The 21,663-nt window shown below is 33.0% G+C and carries 22 protein-coding genes; 12 read left to right on the forward strand and 10 right to left on the reverse strand.

Features of this window, described 5'->3' with window-relative positions; genetic code table 11:
• The first annotated feature begins 100 nt into the window (after window positions 1-100).
• The 9 genes from AAFN75_RS08910 (at window position 101) to AAFN75_RS08950 (ending at window position 8,367) form a co-directional block, all read left to right on the forward strand.
• Window positions 101-361, forward strand: coding sequence for a SemiSWEET family sugar transporter (locus AAFN75_RS08910; protein WP_144115230.1), 261 nt, complete (start codon window positions 101-103; stop codon window positions 359-361).
• 168 nt (window positions 362-529) lie between these two features.
• Window positions 530-1,624 carry an alanine dehydrogenase gene (gene ald, locus AAFN75_RS08915; protein ID WP_411809219.1) on the forward strand — a complete coding sequence of 365 codons (1,095 nt, stop codon included), beginning with the start codon at window positions 530-532 and terminating at the stop codon, window positions 1,622-1,624.
• A gap of 161 nt (window positions 1,625-1,785) precedes the next feature.
• A complete protein-coding gene (locus tag AAFN75_RS08920; RefSeq protein ID WP_411809220.1) occupies window positions 1,786-2,484 on the forward strand; it encodes a zinc metallopeptidase in 699 nt (232 codons plus the stop codon).
• A gap of 78 nt (window positions 2,485-2,562) precedes the next feature.
• Window positions 2,563-4,335 (forward strand): MutS-related protein, encoded by a 1,773-nt coding sequence (locus tag AAFN75_RS08925; protein ID WP_411809221.1) that lies wholly within the window; start codon window positions 2,563-2,565, stop codon window positions 4,333-4,335.
• A 32-nt stretch (window positions 4,336-4,367) separates the two neighbouring features.
• The gene (locus AAFN75_RS08930; protein ID WP_411809222.1) at window positions 4,368-4,892 is read left to right on the forward strand and encodes a hypothetical protein; all 525 of its coding nucleotides are present in this window, start codon (window positions 4,368-4,370) and stop codon (window positions 4,890-4,892) included.
• Between the two features lie 235 nt (window positions 4,893-5,127).
• A complete protein-coding gene (locus tag AAFN75_RS08935; RefSeq protein WP_411809223.1) occupies window positions 5,128-6,099 on the forward strand; it encodes a sensor histidine kinase in 972 nt (323 codons plus the stop codon).
• A gap of 64 nt (window positions 6,100-6,163) precedes the next feature.
• Window positions 6,164-6,853 carry a LytR/AlgR family response regulator transcription factor gene (locus AAFN75_RS08940; RefSeq protein ID WP_411809224.1) on the forward strand — a complete coding sequence of 230 codons (690 nt, stop codon included), beginning with the start codon at window positions 6,164-6,166 and terminating at the stop codon, window positions 6,851-6,853.
• Between the two features lie 167 nt (window positions 6,854-7,020).
• On the forward strand, window positions 7,021-7,509 hold the full coding sequence (locus AAFN75_RS08945; RefSeq protein WP_411809225.1) for a hypothetical protein: 489 nt from the start codon (window positions 7,021-7,023) through the stop codon (window positions 7,507-7,509).
• A 78-nt stretch (window positions 7,510-7,587) separates the two neighbouring features.
• Complete coding sequence (locus AAFN75_RS08950) at window positions 7,588-8,367, forward strand: amidohydrolase (RefSeq protein WP_411809226.1); 780 nt, start codon at window positions 7,588-7,590, stop codon at window positions 8,365-8,367.
• Here the strand turns inward: AAFN75_RS08950 and AAFN75_RS08955 are convergent.
• Window positions 8,360-9,964: an Ig-like domain-containing protein gene (locus tag AAFN75_RS08955; RefSeq protein WP_411809227.1), complete on the reverse strand. Its 1,605-nt coding sequence runs from the start codon at window positions 9,962-9,964 to the stop codon at window positions 8,360-8,362. The genes AAFN75_RS08950 and AAFN75_RS08955 overlap by 8 nt on opposite strands.
• A gap of 62 nt (window positions 9,965-10,026) precedes the next feature.
• Window positions 10,027-10,704: a ComF family protein gene (locus AAFN75_RS08960; RefSeq protein ID WP_411809228.1), complete on the reverse strand. Its 678-nt coding sequence runs from the start codon at window positions 10,702-10,704 to the stop codon at window positions 10,027-10,029.
• Window positions 10,705-10,784: 80 nt separating this feature from the next.
• On the opposite strand from AAFN75_RS08960, the gene AAFN75_RS08965 reads away from it, so the two are divergent.
• Complete coding sequence (locus AAFN75_RS08965; protein WP_411809229.1) at window positions 10,785-12,326, forward strand: glycine--tRNA ligase; 1,542 nt, start codon at window positions 10,785-10,787, stop codon at window positions 12,324-12,326.
• Between the two features lie 100 nt (window positions 12,327-12,426).
• On the opposite strand, the gene AAFN75_RS08970 is transcribed toward AAFN75_RS08965, so the two are convergent.
• From AAFN75_RS08970 to AAFN75_RS08985, 4 genes are all read right to left on the reverse strand, one after another.
• Entirely contained in the window at window positions 12,427-12,993 is a 567-nt protein-coding gene (locus AAFN75_RS08970) for a DUF3575 domain-containing protein (RefSeq protein WP_411809230.1), read from the reverse strand.
• Between the two features lie 103 nt (window positions 12,994-13,096).
• Window positions 13,097-13,567, reverse strand: coding sequence for an Lrp/AsnC family transcriptional regulator (locus tag AAFN75_RS08975; protein WP_411809231.1), 471 nt, complete (start codon window positions 13,565-13,567; stop codon window positions 13,097-13,099).
• Between the two features lie 39 nt (window positions 13,568-13,606).
• Window positions 13,607-14,077, reverse strand: coding sequence for a type II secretion system protein GspG (locus AAFN75_RS08980; protein ID WP_411809232.1), 471 nt, complete (start codon window positions 14,075-14,077; stop codon window positions 13,607-13,609).
• Window positions 14,078-14,246: 169 nt separating this feature from the next.
• Entirely contained in the window at window positions 14,247-15,611 is a 1,365-nt protein-coding gene (locus AAFN75_RS08985; RefSeq protein ID WP_411809233.1) for a saccharopine dehydrogenase family protein, read from the reverse strand.
• A gap of 100 nt (window positions 15,612-15,711) precedes the next feature.
• On the opposite strand from AAFN75_RS08985, the gene AAFN75_RS08990 reads away from it, so the two are divergent.
• The gene (locus AAFN75_RS08990; protein ID WP_411809234.1) at window positions 15,712-16,110 is read left to right on the forward strand and encodes a DUF423 domain-containing protein; all 399 of its coding nucleotides are present in this window, start codon (window positions 15,712-15,714) and stop codon (window positions 16,108-16,110) included.
• A gap of 61 nt (window positions 16,111-16,171) precedes the next feature.
• The gene (gene pckA / locus AAFN75_RS08995) at window positions 16,172-17,788 is read left to right on the forward strand and encodes a phosphoenolpyruvate carboxykinase (ATP) (protein ID WP_411809235.1); all 1,617 of its coding nucleotides are present in this window, start codon (window positions 16,172-16,174) and stop codon (window positions 17,786-17,788) included.
• A 45-nt stretch (window positions 17,789-17,833) separates the two neighbouring features.
• On the opposite strand, the gene AAFN75_RS09000 is transcribed toward pckA, so the two are convergent.
• The 4 genes from AAFN75_RS09000 to AAFN75_RS09015 all read right to left on the reverse strand — a co-directional run bounded on the left by AAFN75_RS09000 (window position 17,834) and on the right by AAFN75_RS09015 (window position 21,573).
• Window positions 17,834-18,148 carry a hypothetical protein gene (locus tag AAFN75_RS09000; protein WP_411809236.1) on the reverse strand — a complete coding sequence of 105 codons (315 nt, stop codon included), beginning with the start codon at window positions 18,146-18,148 and terminating at the stop codon, window positions 17,834-17,836.
• A 153-nt stretch (window positions 18,149-18,301) separates the two neighbouring features.
• On the reverse strand, window positions 18,302-19,888 hold the full coding sequence (locus AAFN75_RS09005) for a T9SS type B sorting domain-containing protein (protein WP_411809237.1): 1,587 nt from the start codon (window positions 19,886-19,888) through the stop codon (window positions 18,302-18,304).
• 265 nt (window positions 19,889-20,153) lie between these two features.
• Window positions 20,154-20,903, reverse strand: a complete 750-nt coding sequence (locus AAFN75_RS09010; RefSeq protein WP_144115247.1) for a uroporphyrinogen-III synthase — start codon at window positions 20,901-20,903, stop codon at window positions 20,154-20,156.
• Window positions 20,904-20,925: 22 nt separating this feature from the next.
• Window positions 20,926-21,573 (reverse strand): DUF4271 domain-containing protein, encoded by a 648-nt coding sequence (locus AAFN75_RS09015; RefSeq protein ID WP_411809238.1) that lies wholly within the window; start codon window positions 21,571-21,573, stop codon window positions 20,926-20,928.
• Between the last annotated feature and the right edge of the window lie 90 nt (window positions 21,574-21,663).

Raw genomic sequence — 21,663 nt, forward strand, 5'->3', positions numbered from 1 at the left:
TGAAGCTCTTTTTGTGTTGTTGCACTTATGCAACACAAAAAAGCGACTACCGAAAGCCCGACCCTTGGGTAATGCCCTAATAATTTTATTAAAAATAAGAATGAATTATACTGAAACTATTGGATTTGTAGCAGCCATTTTAACTACTGCTGCTTTTCTTCCGCAGGTATTTAAAACTTGGAAAACTAAAGATGTTACCGGTTTGTCTTTACCTATGTTATTAATGTTTTTTGCTGGTATTGTGGCTTGGTTAATTTATGGTGTTTTAAAAGATAGCCCATCTATGATTTTTGCCAACAGTATTACAGTGGTATCTGCTTTTTTATTGATGTTTTTTAAAATAAAATACTCTAAAAAATAGCTGTTTAGGTACACAATTGTAATTCCTACCAATTTGATATAAATTATATAAAAATAAGAAATAATTGTTTTTGCGTGAAAATAATTTAACGAAAAGCGTATTTTACAGATAATATTAAAAATTATTGTTTTAATTTTGCTCTAGTTTTCACACCTAAATAACTTAATTATGAAAATTGGAGTTCCTATAGAAATTAAAAATAATGAAAATAGAGTAGGCATGACACCTTCTGGTGTTTTTGAACTTACTAAGCGAAACCATAACGTTTATATTCAAAAAAACGCAGGGTTTAATAGTGGTTTTTTAGACGAAGATTATATTGAAGCCGGAGCTACAATTCTTGACACTATCGAGGAGGTATATAGTGTTGCCGATATGATTGTAAAGGTTAAGGAACCTATTGAGCCAGAATACAAGTTAATTAAAGCAGACCAGATTGTGTTTACGTATTTTCATTTTGCGAGTAGCGAGGTGTTAACTCACGCGATGATTGAAAGTAAATCTGTTTGTATTGCTTATGAAACGGTTGAGGATGCCGATGGATCGTTACCATTACTAATACCAATGTCTGAGGTAGCAGGTAGAATGTCTGTGCAACAAGGTGCCAAATATCTTGAAAAACCAATTATGGGTCGTGGTGTTTTATTAGGTGGAATTCCTGGTGTGCCTCCTGCAAAAGTATTGATTTTGGGTGCTGGTGTTGTTGGTTTACAAGCGGCGCGTATGGCTTCTGGATTAGGAGCTAGTGTACATATTTTAGATATTAATATGAAAGCGTTACGCCATGTAAGTGATGTGATGCCAAATAACGTTATAAGTGAGTTTTCTAGTGAGTATAATATTAGAAAGCATATTATAGATTCCGATTTAATTATTGGTGGTGTTTTAATTAAAGGGGCTAAGGCACCTAAATTAATCACTAGAGATATGCTTAAAGAAATGCGCCCAGGAACCGTTATGGTTGACGTAGCTGTAGATCAAGGTGGTTGTTTTGAAACTACAAAACCTACTACACACCAAGATCCTACTTATATTATCGATGAGGTTGTGCATTATAGTGTGGCTAATATGCCTGGAGCTGTACCTTACACATCTACAATGGGGTTAACTAACGTAACATTACCTTATGTTATTAAGTTAGCTAATGATGGTTGGGAAAAAGCATGCGATAATAGTGCGGCTTTAGCTAAAGGATTAAACATTGTAAAAGGCGAGATTGTATATAAAGAGATTGCCGAAGCTTTTGATATGGAAATGGCTTAAGCCGTTTTTTACTATATTTTAAAACGTCTAAATACTTATTAGTTAAGGTTTAGGCGTTTTTTTGGTTTTAATATCTAATGTTTTATTTAACTGACATTTATTCAGTTTAAAAATTTGGCGTTATTTTTGTTATCTTTAATTATAATTTTAAAATAAAAACAATGATTGGATATTATATATTAATTGGTGCCATTTCTTTAATGAGTTGGTTAGTAAGTAGTCAATTAAAAAGGAAGTTTAAAAAATACTCGCAAGTGCATTTGCGAAACGGAATGAGTGGTGCGGAAATTGCCGAAAAAATGTTGGCCGATCATGGTATTAGAGATGTTGAGGTTATATCTACAGCAGGACAATTAACAGATCATTACAACCCTACTAATAAAACGGTTAATTTAAGTGAGTCGGTTTATAACCAACGTAATGCTGCAGCTGCGGCAGTTTCTGCTCACGAATGCGGACATGCAGTGCAACATGCTACGGCATATAGTTATTTAACTATGAGGTCTAAATTAGTACCTGTGGTACAAATTACATCTAGTATGTCGCAATGGGTTGTGTTTGGTGGTGTTGCTTTAATGGCTTCAGAGAAGATGGGTGCCATGGGGCAATGGGTAGCTATTGCTGGATTGGTAATGATGAGTTTTGCAACATTATTTAGTGTTATTACTTTACCTGTAGAGTACGATGCTAGTAATAGAGCATTAGCATGGTTAAAAAATAAAAACATAGTAACTCCAGAAGAATATAAAGGGTCTGAAGATGCCTTAAAATGGGCCGCTAGAACATACTTGGTTGCCGCCATTGGCGCCATTGCCTCACTAATGTATTGGGCACTTCAAGTTTTTGGAGGGCGCGATTAAAACCATATAAAAATTACTTATTAAAAGCTCTGAATATTTTCAGGGCTTTTTTGCTTATTTATTGCATAATAACAAGTCATGAAAAATCCATTAGAATATTATAAAACCCATTTACAGGTTTATAAAGCGCAAGTACAACGCTTAACTAATACAATGACACTTTTTAGTTTATATCGATTAGCGGTGTTTGTGGGTATTGGTTTTGGTGTGTATTTCTTTTTTAGCCAATGGCAAATTGCAGCGGCAATAGCTGTTTTTGGGGTTGTTTTGTTCATTTATTTATTATCAAGGCATACCGATATTAAAAGGCAACGCGATTTTAATAAAGCCTTAGTGCAGATTAATGAAGATGAAATTAAAATTGCCTCGGGCGAATTTCACGACCGAAATGATGGTTTACAATATCAAGACCCAACACATTATTATAGTTTAGATATAGATTTGTTTGGTCGTGGTTCGTTTTTTCAATTTATAAACAGAACCACTATACAAGAAGGTACAGCGCAATTAGCAAATGCACTTAAAGCTAATAATGTAGATGGTATTAAGGCTAGACAAGAAGCTATTAATGAGCTAAATAATAAACCTAAATGGCGCCAGCATTATACAGCAACATCGAGTTTAGTTCATGTTGAAACTCCAGCAAAACAGATTACTGGGTGGTTACAAAGTCATAAATCATTTTTACCAAAAATAATGTCTTGGTTGCCACTAGTATTTAGTTTAGGAACGCTTGTTTTATTAGCGCTTACGGTATTAAACGTTATTGAAAATAAGGCAATAATTGGCTATTGGTTATTTATTGGGTTAGCTATTACAGGGCGTTACTTTAAAAAAATAAATGTATTAGCGTCCAATACCGATAAGATTAAAGATACCTTTAGGCAGTATGCCAGTTTGTTAGATTTAATTGAAAACGAATCCTTTACTTCGGAATTGTTACAGCAAAAGCAGAAGCAAATTCAGTCTGATAATAAGAAAGCTTCCGAAATTTTTAAAGTGTTTTCAAAGTCGTTAGATGCTTTAGATAACAGAAACAACCTAATAGGTGCCATTTTTGGTAACGGTTATTTTTTAACCGATGTTAGAAATAGTTATAAAATAGAACAATGGATAGCGCAGTATGGGAATAAGGTTTCCGATTGGTTTGATGCGGTGTCGTTTTTCGATGCTTATAATTCTTTTGGTAATTATGCTTATAACCATCCGGAATTTGTATTTCCAGAGATTTTAGAACAAGGAGCGGTTATAAAAGCTAAAGGTTTAGGACATCCCTTATTAAATAAAAACAAGCGCGTGGATAGCGATTTAACCATAGAGAACGAAGCGTTTTTTATAGTTACTGGAGCAAATATGGCTGGTAAAAGTACTTTTTTAAGAACCGTATCACTACATATTGTAATGGCTAACGTTGGGTTACCAATTTGTGCACAATCAACTCAATATTCGCCGGTAAAACTAATTACGAGCATGCGTACAACAGATTCTTTAGCCGATGATAGTTCGTATTTTTTTTCGGAATTAACACGACTTAAATACATCGTGGATGCCATTCAAAAAGAACCTTATTTTATAATCTTAGACGAAATTTTAAAAGGTACCAATAGTACCGATAAGGCTATAGGCTCTAGAAAGTTTGTTGAAAAGTTAGTGGCATCGAACGCTACAGGAATTATAGCAACCCACGATTTAAGTCTTTGTGAAATCGAGAAAGAATTAGATGCTGTTAAAAATTATTATTTTGATGCCGAAATTATTAACGATGAACTTCATTTTGATTATACTTTAAAAACAGGTGTTTGCCAAAATATGAATGCGTCATTCTTATTAAAAAAGATGGAGATTGTTTAGCTGTCTTAACTAACAAAAAAAATAAAAATAACATGAAAATTACAAAAATATTACCCGTAGTATTAATAGGAATCTTGCTGTCTTGTAGTAGCGGAGAGCGTGTTATCATGCAAGATGGTACCGTGTATAGTGTTAAATCCGGAAGTTTTTACAATAAAGGTAAAGATGTTACCGAACAATTATCCTCAAAGGAAAAACAGGATATAAATACAGCCCTAAATAATCGTTTAGAAGCCGAACGAATAGCTGAAGAGAAAAAAGAAAAGTTAAATAAAGAGCAAGATAAAATAGAAAAATCTATTGAGAAGGCCGAAAAAAAACAAGAGGCTCTGGAAGAAAGTCAAGAAAAATTAGAAGAAAAGTTAGAAGCCAAAGAAGATGCTAGGGAAGACTTGTTAAAGGCTAAAGAAAAATTACAGAACAAGAAAGAAAAGTACAATAAGCTAAAAGAAAAAGGTAAATTATCTCCTCTCGATGAGGAAAAATGGAAAAAGCGATTTGAAGGAATGGAAGAGGAAATAAATGAATATAATACAATATTTAAAAACTTAAAATAAAAATAGCGAGATGATTTTTGCTTATCTAGTGTTGTTTTTGTTGCGGTTTTTTTCAAATACATTAGCAAAAATATTTAGGTTTCTTATCAAATAAAACTAAAGTTCCATTATTTAAAAGGAAGGTTTAAATAATTAATTGCCTCATAATTTTAGCTGTTTTTATTGTTGGTATCTACAAAACTGCCTTTTGTACATAATGTTTGATAGTTTAGTCATTTCTATTTACATTTAATAAATGACGATTACTAAAAAACACACATCGCAGGCCTTAGTCCATATTTTATTTTGGATGCTCTTTGTGTTTGTGTCCTTATTTCTATTTTCAGATTTTTACTGGAAAGAAAATCCGTTTTTACAATACGTCATACTTTTAGTGGCTATTGTTTATGTAAACCACTTTTTTTTACTGCCCTTTTTTGTAAAAAAGAAGTGGTATCTGTTATACGTTTTGGTATTTTCAGGTATTTCTTTATTTGCTACACAATTATATTGTTATGTCTTTGCACAATGTGGGTGCAGCATACCTAAATGTTTAAGCGATTATTTATGGCAAACCCTAGTACCACTAATATTCTTCTCCTTTATTTGGATTCTTTATCGGTTTATGGATGAGCAGGAAGAAGTAGAAAAAATTAAAAAAGAACATGCCGAAATGGAGCTTAAGTTTTTAAAATCGCAAATAAATCCACATGTGTTATTTAATAATTTGAATACCATTTATTCATATTCCATTGAAAAACCTAACGAAACACCCGAGCTTATTTTAATGCTTTCAGATAACCTAAAGCATGTGTTGTATGAAAGCAACGAGAAAACCATTACTTTAGAAAAAGAAATCCATTTTATCGATAATTATATTAAATTTCAAACCATAAGAACCGAAGGTGTAAAGCGTATTAGTTACAATAAATATATAGATGCTTTAAACCATCAAATAGCACCTTTGCTATTAATTACTATAATTGAAAATGCTTTTAAACACAGTACTTTAAATAGCGAAATTGTAGTAGATATTAAAGTAGAGCAAGGCATTTTATATTTTACTTGCCAAAACAATTTTGATAAAAACAAGCTAAGTACAACCGATTTAAAAATAGGTTTACAGAATCTTGAAAAGCGTTTAGAGCTTATTTATAAAAGTAATTACCAGTTTAAAATTAGTAAAGACGACGTGTTTAAGGTTGTTTTAAAACTTAATTTAAATTAAATGTCAGTTCGAGTGATTTCGATTTTTATCGAAATTGTATCAAGAACCAATCAATTACAAGACTATGAAGTGTGTTATTATTGAAGACGAAATACCAGCCCAAAACATCTTAAAGAATTTTATAGCTAAAATACCTAGTTTAGAGTTGGTGGCGACTTTTAAAGCTGCTATTGAGGCAAACACCTATTTAAACACACAAAGCGTCGATGTTGTTTTTCTAGATATTAATTTGCCAGATATGTCTGGACTCGATTTTATAAAAACTATTAAAAACCCACCAGCAATAATCATGACAACGGCGTATTCAGAATATGCTGTTACTAGTTTTGAGTTAGACACCATTGTAGATTATTTAGTTAAACCCTTTTCGTTCGATAGATTTTTAAAAGCTGTTAATAAAGCAAAAGATAGATTAGAGGTCGCCCAAGTAACCACCGAAGTAAATGAAGAGACCATCTTTTTAAATGTCGATAAAACGCTGCATAAAATTGTAATAAGTAAAATTCTATATATTGAATCTCAGCGAAATTATATTACTGTAGTTACGGATACTCAACGGCTGTCTTATATTGATGCCTTAAAAAATTGGAACACTAAATTGCCTGAAAACGATTTTATTCAAGTTCATAAATCGTTTATTATTAATAGTAAGTTTATCGATAAAATTTCAGGAAACACGCTTTATGTTAGCGCGAATAAAATACCAATTGGAAGAACGTACAAGCAAGAGTTGCTAATTAAATTAGGTGTTTAAGCTCTAGTATTTTTCTTAAACAGCAAAGCTTTAGTGTATTACGTTTTAGTAAAGTTGCCTAAACGGTACACGGCTTAAAAACCTTGAATTTATTAACGTTATTTTAAGTAACTTTTGTAAAAGTATTGGGTCTAATTAGTACATTTAATATAAAAAAAGAAGACATAATGAAATATTTATTGATAGTGCTATTTTTAGGTTTAGGGTTTGTTGTTAATGCCCAAGATGTTAATTTTAATGGGGAACCATACGAAATTAAAAAAGATAAAATTTTTAAAGCTGGGGTTGATGTTACTGAAACCTTATCAGAAGAGGATAAAGCAGGAGTTTTAGCAGCATTTAATAGTAAAATGGCTCAAATTAAAAATGCCGAAGAAACTAAAAAACGTGTAGAAAAAGCGGAAAAAGAGCAGGAGAAGGCAGAAAAAGAACAAAAACAAGCTGAAAAGAAGCAAAAAAAGGCAGAAAAGGAATTAAAGAAAAGCCAAAAAGCACAATCTAAATACGACAAAGCGGCTAAAAAGCATAAGGACGCACTTTCTAAATACGAAAAGCTAAAAAGCAAAGGAAAATTGTCGCCAGTGGATGAAGAAAAATGGTTAGACAAAATCGAAAAGTATAAAGAAGCTTCAGCAAAAGCAAAGAAAAAATTATAAGGTACTAAATAGAAATAATATATTTCTGTTTTTAAATAGAATTAAAAAACGTTATTTTAAGGTTTAGTATATACATCTATGCAAAAAGACCTTAAAATAGCGTTAATTCAAACGGATTTAGTTTGGGAAAACCCTGAGCAAAACCGTGCAAACTTCACAAAGAAAATTAAAAATATTTCAGAGGATGTCGATATTATCGTACTTCCCGAAATGTTTACTTCTGGTTTTACTATGAATGCTTCGGCTGTGGCCGAAACTATGGATGGCAGAACGGTATCTTGGTTAAAAGAATTAGCCTTACAAGTAGATGCTGCCATTGTTGGTAGTATGATTATTTCGGAAGCGAACACCTTTTATAATCGCGTGCTTTTTGTAGCGCCTTCTGGCCACGTAACGCATTATGATAAACGCCACTCGTTTACCTTAGTTGGCGAAGAAAAAGTATATACTTCGGGAACTGAAAAAGTGATTGTAGATTATAAAGGTTGGAAAATTTGCCCTTTAATTTGTTACGATTTGCGTTTTCCTGTTTGGGCGCGAAATACCGAAGATTATGATGTGCTCCTTTACGTTGCCAACTGGCCAAAACCTAGAATTTCTGCTTGGGATACTTTATTAAAGGCGCGTGCCATAGAAAATATGAGTTATTGTGTTGGTGTGAACAGGGTTGGAGTTGATGGTGTAAACGCTTTGTATTCTGGTCATTCGGCTGTATATGATGTGTTAGGGCAGCAGTTAGTAACGTGTGCTCCAAATGAAGACACTATAAAAATCGCTACACTCGAAAAACGACATGTGGAAGCCTACAGAAACAAGTTTAAGTTTTTAAACGATAAAGATCAATTTGAAATTACTTAAACGTAAGTGTTTCTTGTATACCCCAATCCGATCTAATTTCAATCTCTTGAAAATGACTTATTTTTTCTGGTTGAATCTGTTTTAGGTAGTTTCCAGTATCGTACATGCCATTGCCATTTGCATCATGCACAACGCGTATAGAATACATGCCTGCTGATAAATTTAAAAAATCTATTGGGCCTGCTTCTGTGGCATAACGTTCTTCTTTAACTTCTCCTTTTTTATCTGTTAATTGAATAATAAGTGGGTAAGTAGCATTTACAATGGTAAATCTCACATAACCAAAGTCGGAAGCTTTTTTAGTTCTTAAACTTAAATTTAAAGTATCCTTGTTTTTGTCACCATAAAAATCTTCAAAGGCTTCAGGAAGAATTTTAATTTTATAATTGTTGTCTTCAGTTTTATCAAACTTAAACAAATAGGCATTGTTTAGCGTATCAAAATCTGTTTTAAAGCTTACAGCTGTAGAGTCTTTATCTATCATGCTAATCTTCGAAACATCCATTTTTGTAAGTGGCGTGGTACCTGCTATTTTAAAATCTTCGTCGTAAGCAATATTACCAGAAGGCGAAGCTCCAATAACTAAAGTGTCTTTGTCTTTCTTACTCAGTCTAACAGTAAACTCTTTTTCGTAATCGGTATTGGTTACTTTAAAAAGTAAAGAATCGGTTTCAAATAAAGGTTTGTACCAATAGTTTAATGAATCTTTTGCGGGATCTTTAGTGATGCGGTATTCAAAATCCGAAGGCGCATCAGAAAGTAGGTCTATTTGCATACCATTATAATCACCCTCAAAGCCAAAAGCAATTTTTTCGCCAGCAATTAAACGCGGTCTAGTTGGCTTAAAATCTAACTTTTCATTAAAAAGGCGCAAGGTGTACGATGTATCTGTTGGTACTTCAATAAAATTTTTGTGAAACGCTATTTGATCTGTTTTTTGTTGAAACTTATTATCACCATTCCCATCCTTTAATGCCATTAATAAATACTTGCCAGGTTTTAAATTATCTATAGAAAAGGTAGTAATACTATCTAAGGTATTTGTAATGTACTTTGGGGCAGCTTTATAAACCACAGAGTCTCTAAACGTAGAATCTACTTCGTATAATGCAACATTTACAAAGGTTTCTGGTTTCTTTTTTAAAGCATCAACAATGTTTCCTTTTACAGATAGCGAATCAATATAATCCCCGGTAGATAGGACATAACGGTAATATGGATATGGGTTACCTTCGTTGTTATCTGTTATACTATTTCCAAAATTAAAGGCGTAAGTGGTATTAGGTTGTAGGGTGTCGTAAATTTTTATAGTAATATATTTACTTCCGCCACTTAAAGGTGAAACGTCAGGTGGTGTATTCATTGGTGGCGAAATAATAAGCTGTTTTTTAATGTCTTTTATTTTAATGTACTCATCAAAATATACCTTGATTTCATCGCCCTTAAAGTTGGTTGAATAATTTTCTGGTTCAGATTTTAAAATCCTAGGAGGTGTATCATCTTTTGGACCACCTTGTGGTGTTCCACGATTAGCACAACTCATAATAACTAAGCCAATAATTAAGGCGAAAATAAAATTTGAAAGGGTCTTATTCATCAACAACTTAAATTTTTAGCAAAAGTACATGAATTCGGTTAAAAAATATAACGATAATATATTTATGCTATTGCCATAACAGTAATACTTATTTTTATGTTTTTAGCTTCTTTTAAAACCAAAATACAAGCTTCTAGTGTAGCACCTGTGGTTATAAGGTCGTCCACAATTAAAATATGCTTGTTTTCAATTTTTAGTGGGTTTTCAAGTGTAAAAAGCTGATTGTCGTTGGTCCAACGCGCAAAACGCTTTTTCGTGACTTGCGATTTGGTATTGGTTACTTTTAATAGCACATCATCAACATACTGGGCATTTAATGCTTCTGCTATTTGTTGTCCAAATTTTGCAACTTGATTAAAACCTCTATTTTTTAGTTTCTTTTTATGTAACGGTACCGGAATAACGATATCAATATCCTTGTAAGCGTCTAGTGTCTGTAATTCGCCACCCAACCAATTTCCTAAAACGAAACCAATATGTTCATGCTTTCTGTATTTTAGGTTATGGATAAGCCGTTGTACGTGGCTTTTTTTTTCAAATCGAAACAAAGCAGTCCCGTTTTCCACCTCGGCACGACCATAAAGTACTTTTTTTACGCTATCATTATTATCAAAATGAAAATTGGTAATTGGCAAGTCGTGTCGGCAGTCTAAACAGATGGTTTCCTCGTTATCACCTAGTAAATTATGGCATGCGTAGCATACTTTAGGGAAAAATAAATTTACTATAGATTTAAGCATGATAAAAAATGTAGTCTTGTAAACTTAATTATTTTTAACAAAATGACGTTTGTTTTAAGCGGTTTTTTATTTTTGCACCTATGGCAAATCAAGATGATCAATTTAAGAAGGTAGTTTCGCATGCAAAGGAATACGGATATGTGTTTCAAAGTAGCGAGATTTATGACGGTTTAAGTGCAGTATACGATTACGCACAAAACGGCGCAGAACTAAAGAAAAATATACGCGACTACTGGTGGAAAGCCATGGTGCAAATGAATGAAAATATTGTAGGTATTGATGCTGCGATATTTATGCATCCAACCACATGGAAAGCTTCTGGCCACGTCGATGCGTTTAACGATCCATTAATAGACAATAAAGATTCTAAAAAACGTTACAGAGCAGATGTTTTAATTGAAGATTATTGCGCTAAAATTGAAACAAAAATTGAAAAGGAAGTTAAAAAGGCCGAAAAGCGTTTTGGTGATGCCTTTAATAAAGAAGAATTTGTTTCAACTAACGGACGTGTAGTTGGTTACCAAGAAAAGATAAATTCAATTCTTTCTAGAATGGCAAAATCTTTAGAAAACGAAGATTTAGCCGATGTAAAATTACTTATTGAAGAGTTAGAAATTGCCGATCCTTTAACAGGAAGTAAAAACTGGACAGACGTAAAGCAGTTTAACTTAATGTTTGGAACAAAACTTGGTGCTTCTGCAGAATCTGCGATGGATTTATACTTACGTCCAGAAACGGCACAAGGTATTTTTGTTAACTTTTTAAATGTACAGAAAACAAGCCGACTAAAAATTCCGTTTGGGATTGCGCAAACAGGGAAAGCCTTTAGAAATGAAATTGTTGCAAGACAATTTATTTTTAGAATGCGTGAGTTTGAGCAAATGGAAATGCAGTTTTTTATAAAACCAGGAACTCAAAAAGAATGGTATGATTACTGGAAAGAGCACAGAATGAAATGGCATTTATCTCTAGGAATGGGTGCTGATAATTATCGTTTTCACGACCATGAGAAATTAGCACATTATGCTGATGCTGCTGCGGATATAGAGTTTAAATTCCCGTTTGGTTTTAAAGAATTAGAAGGGATTCACTCTAGAACCGATTTCGATTTAAAAGCACACGAAGAGCATTCTGGAAAGAAATTACAATATTTCGATCATGAAGATAATGCAAGCTATACACCTTATGTTTTAGAAACATCTATTGGTTTGGATCGTATGTTTTTAGCTGTTTTTTCAAACTCTTTACAAGAAGAAGAACTAGAAAACGGAACAACTAGAACCGTTTTAAAATTACCAAGTGTTTTAGCGCCAGTAAAAGCAGCTATTTTGCCGTTGGTTAAAAAAGATGGTTTACCAGAAATAGCAAAACAAATTGTTGAAGAGCTAAAGTGGGATTTTAATGTGATTTATGATGAAAAGGATGCCGTAGGACGTCGTTACAGAAGGCAAGATGCCAACGGAACCCCTTTTTGTATTACAGTAGATCATGACTCGAAAGAAGATGGTACAGTAACCATTCGTCATAGAGATTCTATGGAGCAAGAGCGTGTTAAAATTGAAGATTTACCTACTATTATTAAGCAAGAAGTAGATGTGCGTACTTGGTTAATGAAAATGTAACAAAAGAATTTTGTCATACCGAATTTGATTCAATATCCAAAATAAAAAAAAATCCCAAGCCATGCTTGGGATTTTTTTTGTTATAAAAATTGAGCTTTTTTTAGAACCTGTAACCAAGCGCAATTCCGCCACGGCCAACAACTTCTATATCGCTTTGATCTAGCATATCTCTACCAAGGCCTAGATATATTTCGGCAATAAACCCACGCTTTGTTATGAATTTAGCTCCTGTTGAAATACCAATGGCTAAATCGGTGTATTTTTCATTTCTATAGCGACCCGTTAAATCAACTTCATCGTATTCGTAATACTCATCTTCGCCAGAATGTAACATAGCAAATCCTTCAATAAAAAAGCCTTGTGCATATTTTTTAGAAAAAAAGTGTCTGTAGTATGGCGTTATAGAAAATGTTCTGTATTCATCTAGTCCATCACCGTCATCTCTATCTGAACCAATTTTGGTAAGTAAACCAACACCAAATGAAGATTCTTCATTTATGGTGCGCTCGTAACCTAAATCTAGCCATTTAAAAGCTATGAGGTTGGTCATGTTAATTTTAAGTTCATTAAAATTTTCTGAAGTGTTATTAGCGTTTTCTGAGTTTTGAGAAAATACATTTGTTGAAAACAAAATCAGTGTAAGTAGGATGAGGTAATACTTTTTCATAAAGATTTTTAGTTTGCTTAATATAGTTTTGAGTAACTATACCATTATTAGGATGCAATAATAGTAAAAGGTTGCCTAAAGTAGCACAATTAAATTCAAGTAATTATATATGCACTTGCCTATCAATTTGTTGATCTAAAGATATTAGGGATTCTGTACGTTGTACTCCCGTTATGGTTTGAATTTTTTCGTGTAATAAACGCATTAAGTGGGCATTGTCTTTACTTAAAAGTTTAATAAATAAACTGTAATTACCAGTGGTGTAGTGGCACTCTAAAACTTCGGGTATGCGTTTTAAAGCTCTAACCACATCGTCTGTATTTGCGGCTTTATCCAGATAAATACCAACAAAGGCTAAGGTTGTAAAGCCTAAAGCCTCTGGGTTTATTATAAATTTTGAACCAGAAATTAGTTTAGATTTTTCTAATTTACGTAAACGTTGATGGATGGCTGCCCCAGATATGCCAACGTTTCTAGCAATTTCTAAAATAGGTGTTCTGGCATCTGTAGTTAAGGCTCGAAGTATTTTTTTATCGATACCATCTATAGTAATTACTTTGTTTTTTTGTTTCATAAAAAGACTTATTTTTTAATTCCCTTGAAGGAGGGAATTTTATTTATTTGCTGTAGTTAGGTCGTCGTTAGTATTTAAAATGCCGTCTTTTCCTTTCGAAATTAAAGCGAACGTGTTTGCGTCTGCTAGTACGATATAATGGAATTCGTTTCCCCATGCGTCTAGAGTGATTTTCTTTCGTAATGGATTGTTTCGAATAATATCTTCTAGTTTTTTAGGGTAATATCCATCCACTTCTTTATTTTCAATAATTAGGGCTTCAACTTTAATTAGTTTTTTAATGGTGTTATTCGCATTAGAAAAATAGTGTTGGTAAAGTGAAAATAAAATTCCTAATAGGATTGTTATTACAATGGAATAAAATACAGCTTTGGCGTATGGATGAATCATTAATTTTTTAGGTAGATTTTGCTCCTTCTCGAATTGTCTTCTTTTCTTTTTGTCTCTCCAGAATTGGATATCAACAAAAATCTCTAAGAAAAATCCAATAAATTCTAGTATTTGTGTCATTAAGATTTCAATCTAAAACATAAAAGTAGGTATTTGATTTTAAATTGAAATTATAATTTGTATTAATGGTTCTGTAATTAAACATCGCATGTTAAACGAACCTTCTAAAAACTCATCGGTTAAAAACAAAGCCAGCAAACTAGCCCGACCCTAGGGTAACGCCCAAATACTAAATATTTAACGGATTGTAACCTAAATAAGGTACTTCTTTTTCTTGAAACCTAATACTGTAGTTTTCGAGTTCTTTTAAAATGGGGTTATAGACTTCTTTGGTGATAGGAATTTGAACACCTGGAGTTTTTATTTTGCCATTTAAAATGGCAAGTGTGGCAATGGCAACGGGTAAGCCCACCGTTTTTGCCATAGCGGTATAGGTTTGGTCTTCGCCAAGTACAACCATGTTGGCGTCTATTTGATGTTGTTTTCCGTGGAGCTCGTAACCGAATTTATGATACATAACTATCATGTCTTTGTCGGTTTTTGATAGGGTCCAGCTGTCCATTAATATTTTTTGAAGTATTTGTGCCGGAGTTGCTTTTTTGAGTTCTACGGGTTTATTAGGGTTGAAAATATCGAGTTCTATAAGTTTATCCCAAACCATATCATCTTGATCGATTTTTAGTTGGTGGCGTAGTTTTAACTCGACCGAATCTGTAGGGCTGTATGGCAGAAAGGCGTTTACGAAATCGCGATAACTCATGTTTTTGCTATCGTCTATGGTGTAGCTATCGTCGGTCATTCCAAGCGTAGCAAAAATATGCCATGCACGACTAAAACCTACACGACGCATGGTGCCACGGTATAGGGTTTTAATATGGTCTAAGCCGTAAACGCTTTGGTATTTTAGGGAATCGCGGTTGGCGTATACTTCAAAGCGTCCAAAATTGGGGATTTCTAAAAATTCTGTGCGTCTAAATAACCGGTTATACGGGATGTATTTGTAAGCGCCTTCTTGAAGGAATTTGGCGGCGCCACCTTGACCTGCAACCACAACATTTCTAGGGTTCCAAGTAAATTTGTAGTTCCATAGGTTGTTATCGCTTTCGGGAGCTACTAAACCACCAGTAAAGGACTCGAACAAAATAATTTTGCCACCTTTATCCCTAATGCGGTCTAGAACTTGCATAGCGCTCATGTGGTCTATTCCGGGGTCGACTCCAATTTCGTTCATTAAAACCAGATTGTTCGCCTTCGCATCGTGGTCTAGATGTTGCATTTCTGGACTTACGTAACTAGCCGTAACCATGTGCTTTTTGTAAGTGATGCAATCTTTAGCAACTTCAATATGAAAGCGGGCCGGAAGCATGGATATTACAATATCTGCATCTTTAATAGCATGTGTTCTTGATGGGCTATTAAACACATCTAAGAGGATAGCTTTGGCGTTTTTATGGCTGCCAATTAAGGATTTTGCGTGGTTTAAATTTAAATCGCCTACGGTAATAAATAAATTTTCGGAAGCCGATTTATCTAGCAGATATTTTAATAAGTAAGCTGTTGATTTTCCTGAACCAATGACTAAAATCTTTCGCATATTAAGTAAATTTGTTGTGATTATAGATATGCTGTTTTGGCATTTTATTGTACCAATTTACTAATTATTAAGTGTAATTTTAAAGAATAATTAAAGGAAGATGAATAAAACAATATTGGTTACCGGTGCTATTTTAGGTGTTTTAAGTATTATTTTGGGGGCTTTTGGTGCACACGCTTTAAAGGAATTAATATCCGAAACAGCCCAACAAACTTTTGAAACCGGCGTGCGTTACCAAATGTATCATGCATTGTTTTTGTTATTTATAGGTCATAGCCCTTTAATTAAGGAAAAAACAAAGCGCATTATTTTCTTATTGGTGGTTATAGGAGTTTTGTTTTTTTCGGGTTCTATTTATGGATTGGCAACAAATTCTTTATCTGGTTTTAATTTTAAATCTATTGGTTTTATAACGCCAATAGGTGGTTTGTTATTAATTATGGCGTGGTGTTTTGCGTTAGGGTCTTTTTTGAATTTTTCTTCGAAAAAAGTAGATTAATTTAAGGATACTTGAAAAAAATGTCTTTATTTTGTGTTTTAGTATAATTTATAACCAAATTATGGGAAACAACAGTGAAGTTACGAAAACGATTGCGTTAGAAAAATACGGTATTAAAAACGCTAATGTAAACTATCAATTAACGCCCGAAGAATTGCATGATATTACGGTATCAAAAGGATTGGGTGTAGAAGCAGCTTCTGGTGCTTTGGCAGTTAATACAGGTGAATTTACGGGGCGTTCTCCAAAAGATCGATTTATAGTTAAAGATGATGTAACTAAAGATAAGATTTGGTGGGGCGATGTCAATATTCCGTTTGAACCTCATGCTTTCGATAAATTATATAATAAGGTTGTCGATTATTTATCTGAAAAGGAACTTTTTGTTCGCGATTGTTATGCTTGTGCAGACGAAAATTATAAGTTAAAAATTCGTGTTATAAATGAATATCCTTGGAGTAATCAGTTTGCGTACAATATGTTTTTACGTCCAACAGAGGCGGAGCTAGAAAATTTTAATCCGGAATGGACAATTGTTAATGCGCCTAGTTTTATGGCTGTAGCCGAAGAGGACGGAACACGACAACATAATTTTGCTATTTTAAATTTCACAAAAAAAATAGCCTTAATTGGTGGTACTGGTTATACGGGTGAAATTAAAAAAGGTATTTTTTCTGCATTAAATTTTATACTACCTGTCTTTAAGAACACTATGCCTATGCATTGTAGTGCTAATGTGGGTAAGGATGGTGATACGGCTATATTTTTTGGCTTATCGGGTACGGGAAAAACAACGTTATCAACAGATCCAAATAGAAGTTTAATTGGCGATGATGAACACGGTTGGACAAACGAAAACACCGTATTTAATTTTGAAGGTGGTTGTTATGCTAAGGTTATTAATTTATCTAGAGATAACGAACCTGAAATATACGACGCCATTAAAAAAGGTGCTATTCTAGAAAATGTTATTTTAAATGATAAGGGTGATGTAGACTTTGCTGATACCTCTATAACTCAAAATACACGAGTAAGTTACCCTATTCATCATATTGAAAATATACAGGCGCCTTCTATAGGTAAAAACCCAAAAAATATATTCTTTTTAACGGCTGATGCTTTTGGTGTTATTCCTCCAATTTCTAAGTTAACGCCTAGTCAAGCGGCTTACCATTTTATATCTGGTTATACCGCTAAAGTAGCAGGAACAGAAGCCGGAGTTAAAGAACCTGTGCCATCGTTTTCGGCATGTTTTGGAGCACCTTTTATGCCTTTGCACCCTGCTAAGTACGCCGAAATGTTAAGTGATAAAATGATAAAGGCTGGTGTTAATGTTTGGTTAGTAAACACGGGTTGGACTGGTGGTCCTTACGGTGTTGGCACACGAATGAAATTAAAGTATACTCGCGCAATGATTAATGCCGTTCTAAATGGCGATTTAGGACTTTATAATTATGATGATTACCACATTCATTCTGTGTTTGGTGTAGCGCAACCAAGAAGTTGTCCAGGTGTACCAACAAGTGTATTAAGTCCGAGATCTACGTGGAATGATGATGAAGCATATTATACAACAGCTTTTAAGTTAACCAATGCCTTTAGAGAAAACTTTAAAAAGTTTGAAGCGCATTGTACTGAAGAAATAAGACGTGGTGGCCCACAGCGCTATGCGTTTTAAAATAAAAAGCCGATTTAATTAAATCGGCTTTTTATTTTAATTATTTTAAAGAATAATAATTAAAAGTAGAATTATAATAATTGCTCCACTCGAAATGTAAATTCCATTACCTGAGGCTTTTACGCTTTTTTTAATTGCCCTAACTTCTTTTCTTAATTCCTTTTTTTCCAAACGACTTAAAGAAGACTTTTCAATATTTTTTATTTCATTTAAACGGTCTAACATTATTTTAATCTCCTCCGGAATGTCTTCAGCCTTTGCACTATTACTTAGGGGTGGTGTTTCAGAAGCAAAAACAGTACTAGGAACTACGCACAATGATAAAACTATTACCACCAAACAAATAATTTTTTTTCTCATAATTTATGTTATTCAATTAGTTATTTACTAAATATACAATTTAATAAATTAAGGACGAATTGAATTGATAGACCTTATTTTGAAGTAAAATGTAAAAGGTGGGTTTAAAAATCATTCCTTTTTTAGACTTGATATCTTGTAAAGATGAAGTTTTTAGCGTTTTAAACTCATATGACCTTGCAGGGTAGAACCATCGGTGTAAACGATTTGGTACCAATAATCGTCTGTTGGTAATATGTTGCCATTAGTTGTGCCATCCCAACCTTTTTCAATTTCAATTATTTTTTTTAAAAGTGTGCCATAGCGATTATAAATATTAACATGAGCTATTCGGTTTACAGGGTTAGGTGTAATCCAAAAATCATTTATTCCATCGTTATTTGGCGTGAAATATTTTGGAGGAGCATGAATGCCTGCTTTTCCAGTTGTAAAAATTTCTCTGCTACAACTAATTGCTTCGCCTGCTAAATTGTATGGCTCTATTATAACATAGATTCTTCTGTTTTCTGGTAGATCTGCAGGAATGTTGTAGCTGGTAATATTGCCAACATCAAAACGATTATAAATATCAATATTGTCCGTAAATGTTTCTAAAGTTAATATATAGCCTGTGGCGTCTGTAACAGGATCCCATATTAAATCGGTGCCAACAGGAACATTAATTGCCCCTGCTAATGGTAAAATAAGATTAGTGCATTGGGGAGGTGGAAAAACGGCTCCAGTTGTAAAACTTTCTTCCATACAATTATTGGCATTTCCTTGGTCATTATATGGTGTTATGGCTATATAAATCTTTGTATTTCCCGGAAAATCTATTGTTGGGTTGTAGCTAATAGTGTTTCCAACATCAAAATTGTTTAAAATATCTGTACCTCCAGAAGTTGTGCTAATGTTTATTTTGTATCCTTTGGCCGAGGTTACTGGAAGCCAAGTTATATCAGTATTAAAGGTAACGTTTTTGTCACCGTCTTTTGGAACAGTAAGATTGGTACAGCTTGGGGCTATAATTGAATCTCCGGTAATAAAATATTCAAGAGAACAGGAGGCGGCATCACCTGTGGAATCATAAGGAATTATGGATACGTAAATGTTTGTGTTTGCAGGAAAGTTTCCAAGTAGATTGTAAGTTGTGGTATTTCCAACGTCAAAATTATTTAAAAGTTCTGTTCCTCCAGGGGTTATTCCAATAGTTAATTTATATCCAGTGGCATTAGGAACTTTAAACCAATTTAAATTGGTTTCAACAGATACATTTACTGCATTGGTTAAAGGTTGTATAAGTTGGGTGCATGTAAGCCCCATTTCAGATGCTCCAGTTATAAAATATTCATCAAAACAAGAGGTGGCATCACCATTAGAATTATAAGGCGTTATGTTAACATAAATATTGGAGTTCCCCGGTAAATTAACGGGTAGGTTGTAGGAGGTGGAGTTGCCAACATCAAAGTTGTTTAAAATATCGTTAGCTCCAAAGGATGTTCCAATATTAAGTTTATATCCCGTCGCATTGGGTATAAAATCCCAAGTTAAATTAGTTCCTACTGGTGCATTAGTTTCACCATTTAATGGTTGAATTAGTTTTGTGCAACTTGGGGGGCGTAATGTTGTTTTAGTTAACCCTATTTTTTCATTATTAATTAGAACGTTGTTTATTAAAACCGTTCCATACATTTTACTAGTTAAGCTAAAAAATAAGACTAAAAAATAAATAAGGTATGTATTTAAACAATGTTTTATCATAATACTTTATTTAGATAGAAAATGTTGATTTTTTAAGTTAACCGAAACATACTTTTTGTTAATTTAAAAACCTTATCAATAATACAAAATAGTTAAGGGATTGATTATAAATTAAAATTCAATTGTTATAAATTATCGTTTAGTTTCCTTGTGATAGTCTTATTTTCGATAGTTTATTGGTTTTGGTTAAGGCTAAGTTTAGAGCAAAAAAAAGAGGGTGATTTTTTAAAAAATCACCCTCTTTATATAATGTTATAATAAAGTCTTATTTCCCTTTATTAGCTTTTTCAATATATTTTTGAAGCGCCATAGTCATTGAAGGAGTTTCAGGAGTTGGAGCAGAAATATCTACACGCAATCCTTTTTCTTCAACAGCTTTAATAGTGGTGTTTCCAAAAACAGCTATTCTAGTTTCGTTCTGTTTGAAATCTGGAAAGTTTTGAAATAGAGATTCAATTCCAGAAGGACTGAAAAACACCAACACATCATACGATACGTTAGCTAAATCAGATAGGTCACTAACTACAGTTTTGTAAAAAGTAGCTTGTTTCCAGTTAACTCCTAAAGAGTCAAGTGTTTCAGGAACAGCAGGTTTTACCTTGTCTGTATTAGGTAGTAAGAATTTTTCGTCTTTGTATTTTTTAATTAAAGGCGATAATTCAGCAAAAGTACGTTTCCCAACATAAATTTTACGTTTTCTGTATACTACATATTTTTGAAGGTAGTAAGCAACAGCTTCAGACTGACAAAAGTATTTCATTGAGTCAGGAACTTTAAAACGCATTTCTTCAGCAATTCTAAAAAAATGATCTACCGCATTTCTACTTGTTAAAATAATTGCGGTGTAATCGCTTAAATCAATCTTTTGATGCCTAATTTCTTTGGCAGACACACCTTCAACATGAATAAATGGTCTAAAATCAATTTTCACACGTTGCTTTTCTTGTAAGTCAAAGTAGGGCGAGTTCTCTATTTTAGGTTCTGGTTGAGATACTAAAATGGTTTTCACTTTCATAAGCGCTAGCGTTTTTTATCTTTTAATTTGAAATAAATACCTTATACAAAATGATATAGGGTGCGATTTCGAGAGCGCAAAGATACAAAATAAAATAAAACAAGTTGTTTTTAATTAAACTTTGATGTGTTTTAAATGAACTAATTAAGCCAATAATATTAACAATTAGCATTAAGGAAACAATTACGTAAATTACTGTTAATGTTGGCGTAAAGGTGTATAATAATAAGGCGTTGATTGGGAGTAATAAAAGGCCTAAATAATTTTTAAAACTTATTTTTTGAAAAATATATTGGTCAATAAGTTTATCAATTTCTAACAAACTGCCAATTAATCGCTCTAAAAGTACTTTGATAAGGATAAAAATACCAATGCTAAAAGTGAGTTTAAACATGGTGTTGGCAGAAATGGTTTGGGTGTCGGTAAGTTGCTTGTAACTAATAAAACAGAATACTGAAACCGTAATAATTAAGTTGGTAAAGAGTAAAGCATCAAATTTGTCGAAAAATTTCTGATCTCTTGAGTAAATCTTTAAATACTTATCATTTCCTAGTACTAAAATAAAATCGTCAAAACGTTTAGGTGCTGTTAATTTTGCTATAGCCACAATTATTAAGCCTATAACTAACAGGACCGTGAATATTTCGTTTGAAACGAGGTATCGAAGCATGCCATAAAATTATCATAATTTTTAATATTACTGGATATTATTAAGGAATATTTAAAATAAATAAAAATCGATTAATGTACATTTGCCAAA

This window comes from Algibacter sp. AS12 (genome assembly GCF_046736315.1).
Taxonomy (GTDB): domain Bacteria; phylum Bacteroidota; class Bacteroidia; order Flavobacteriales; family Flavobacteriaceae; genus Algibacter_B; species Algibacter_B amylolyticus.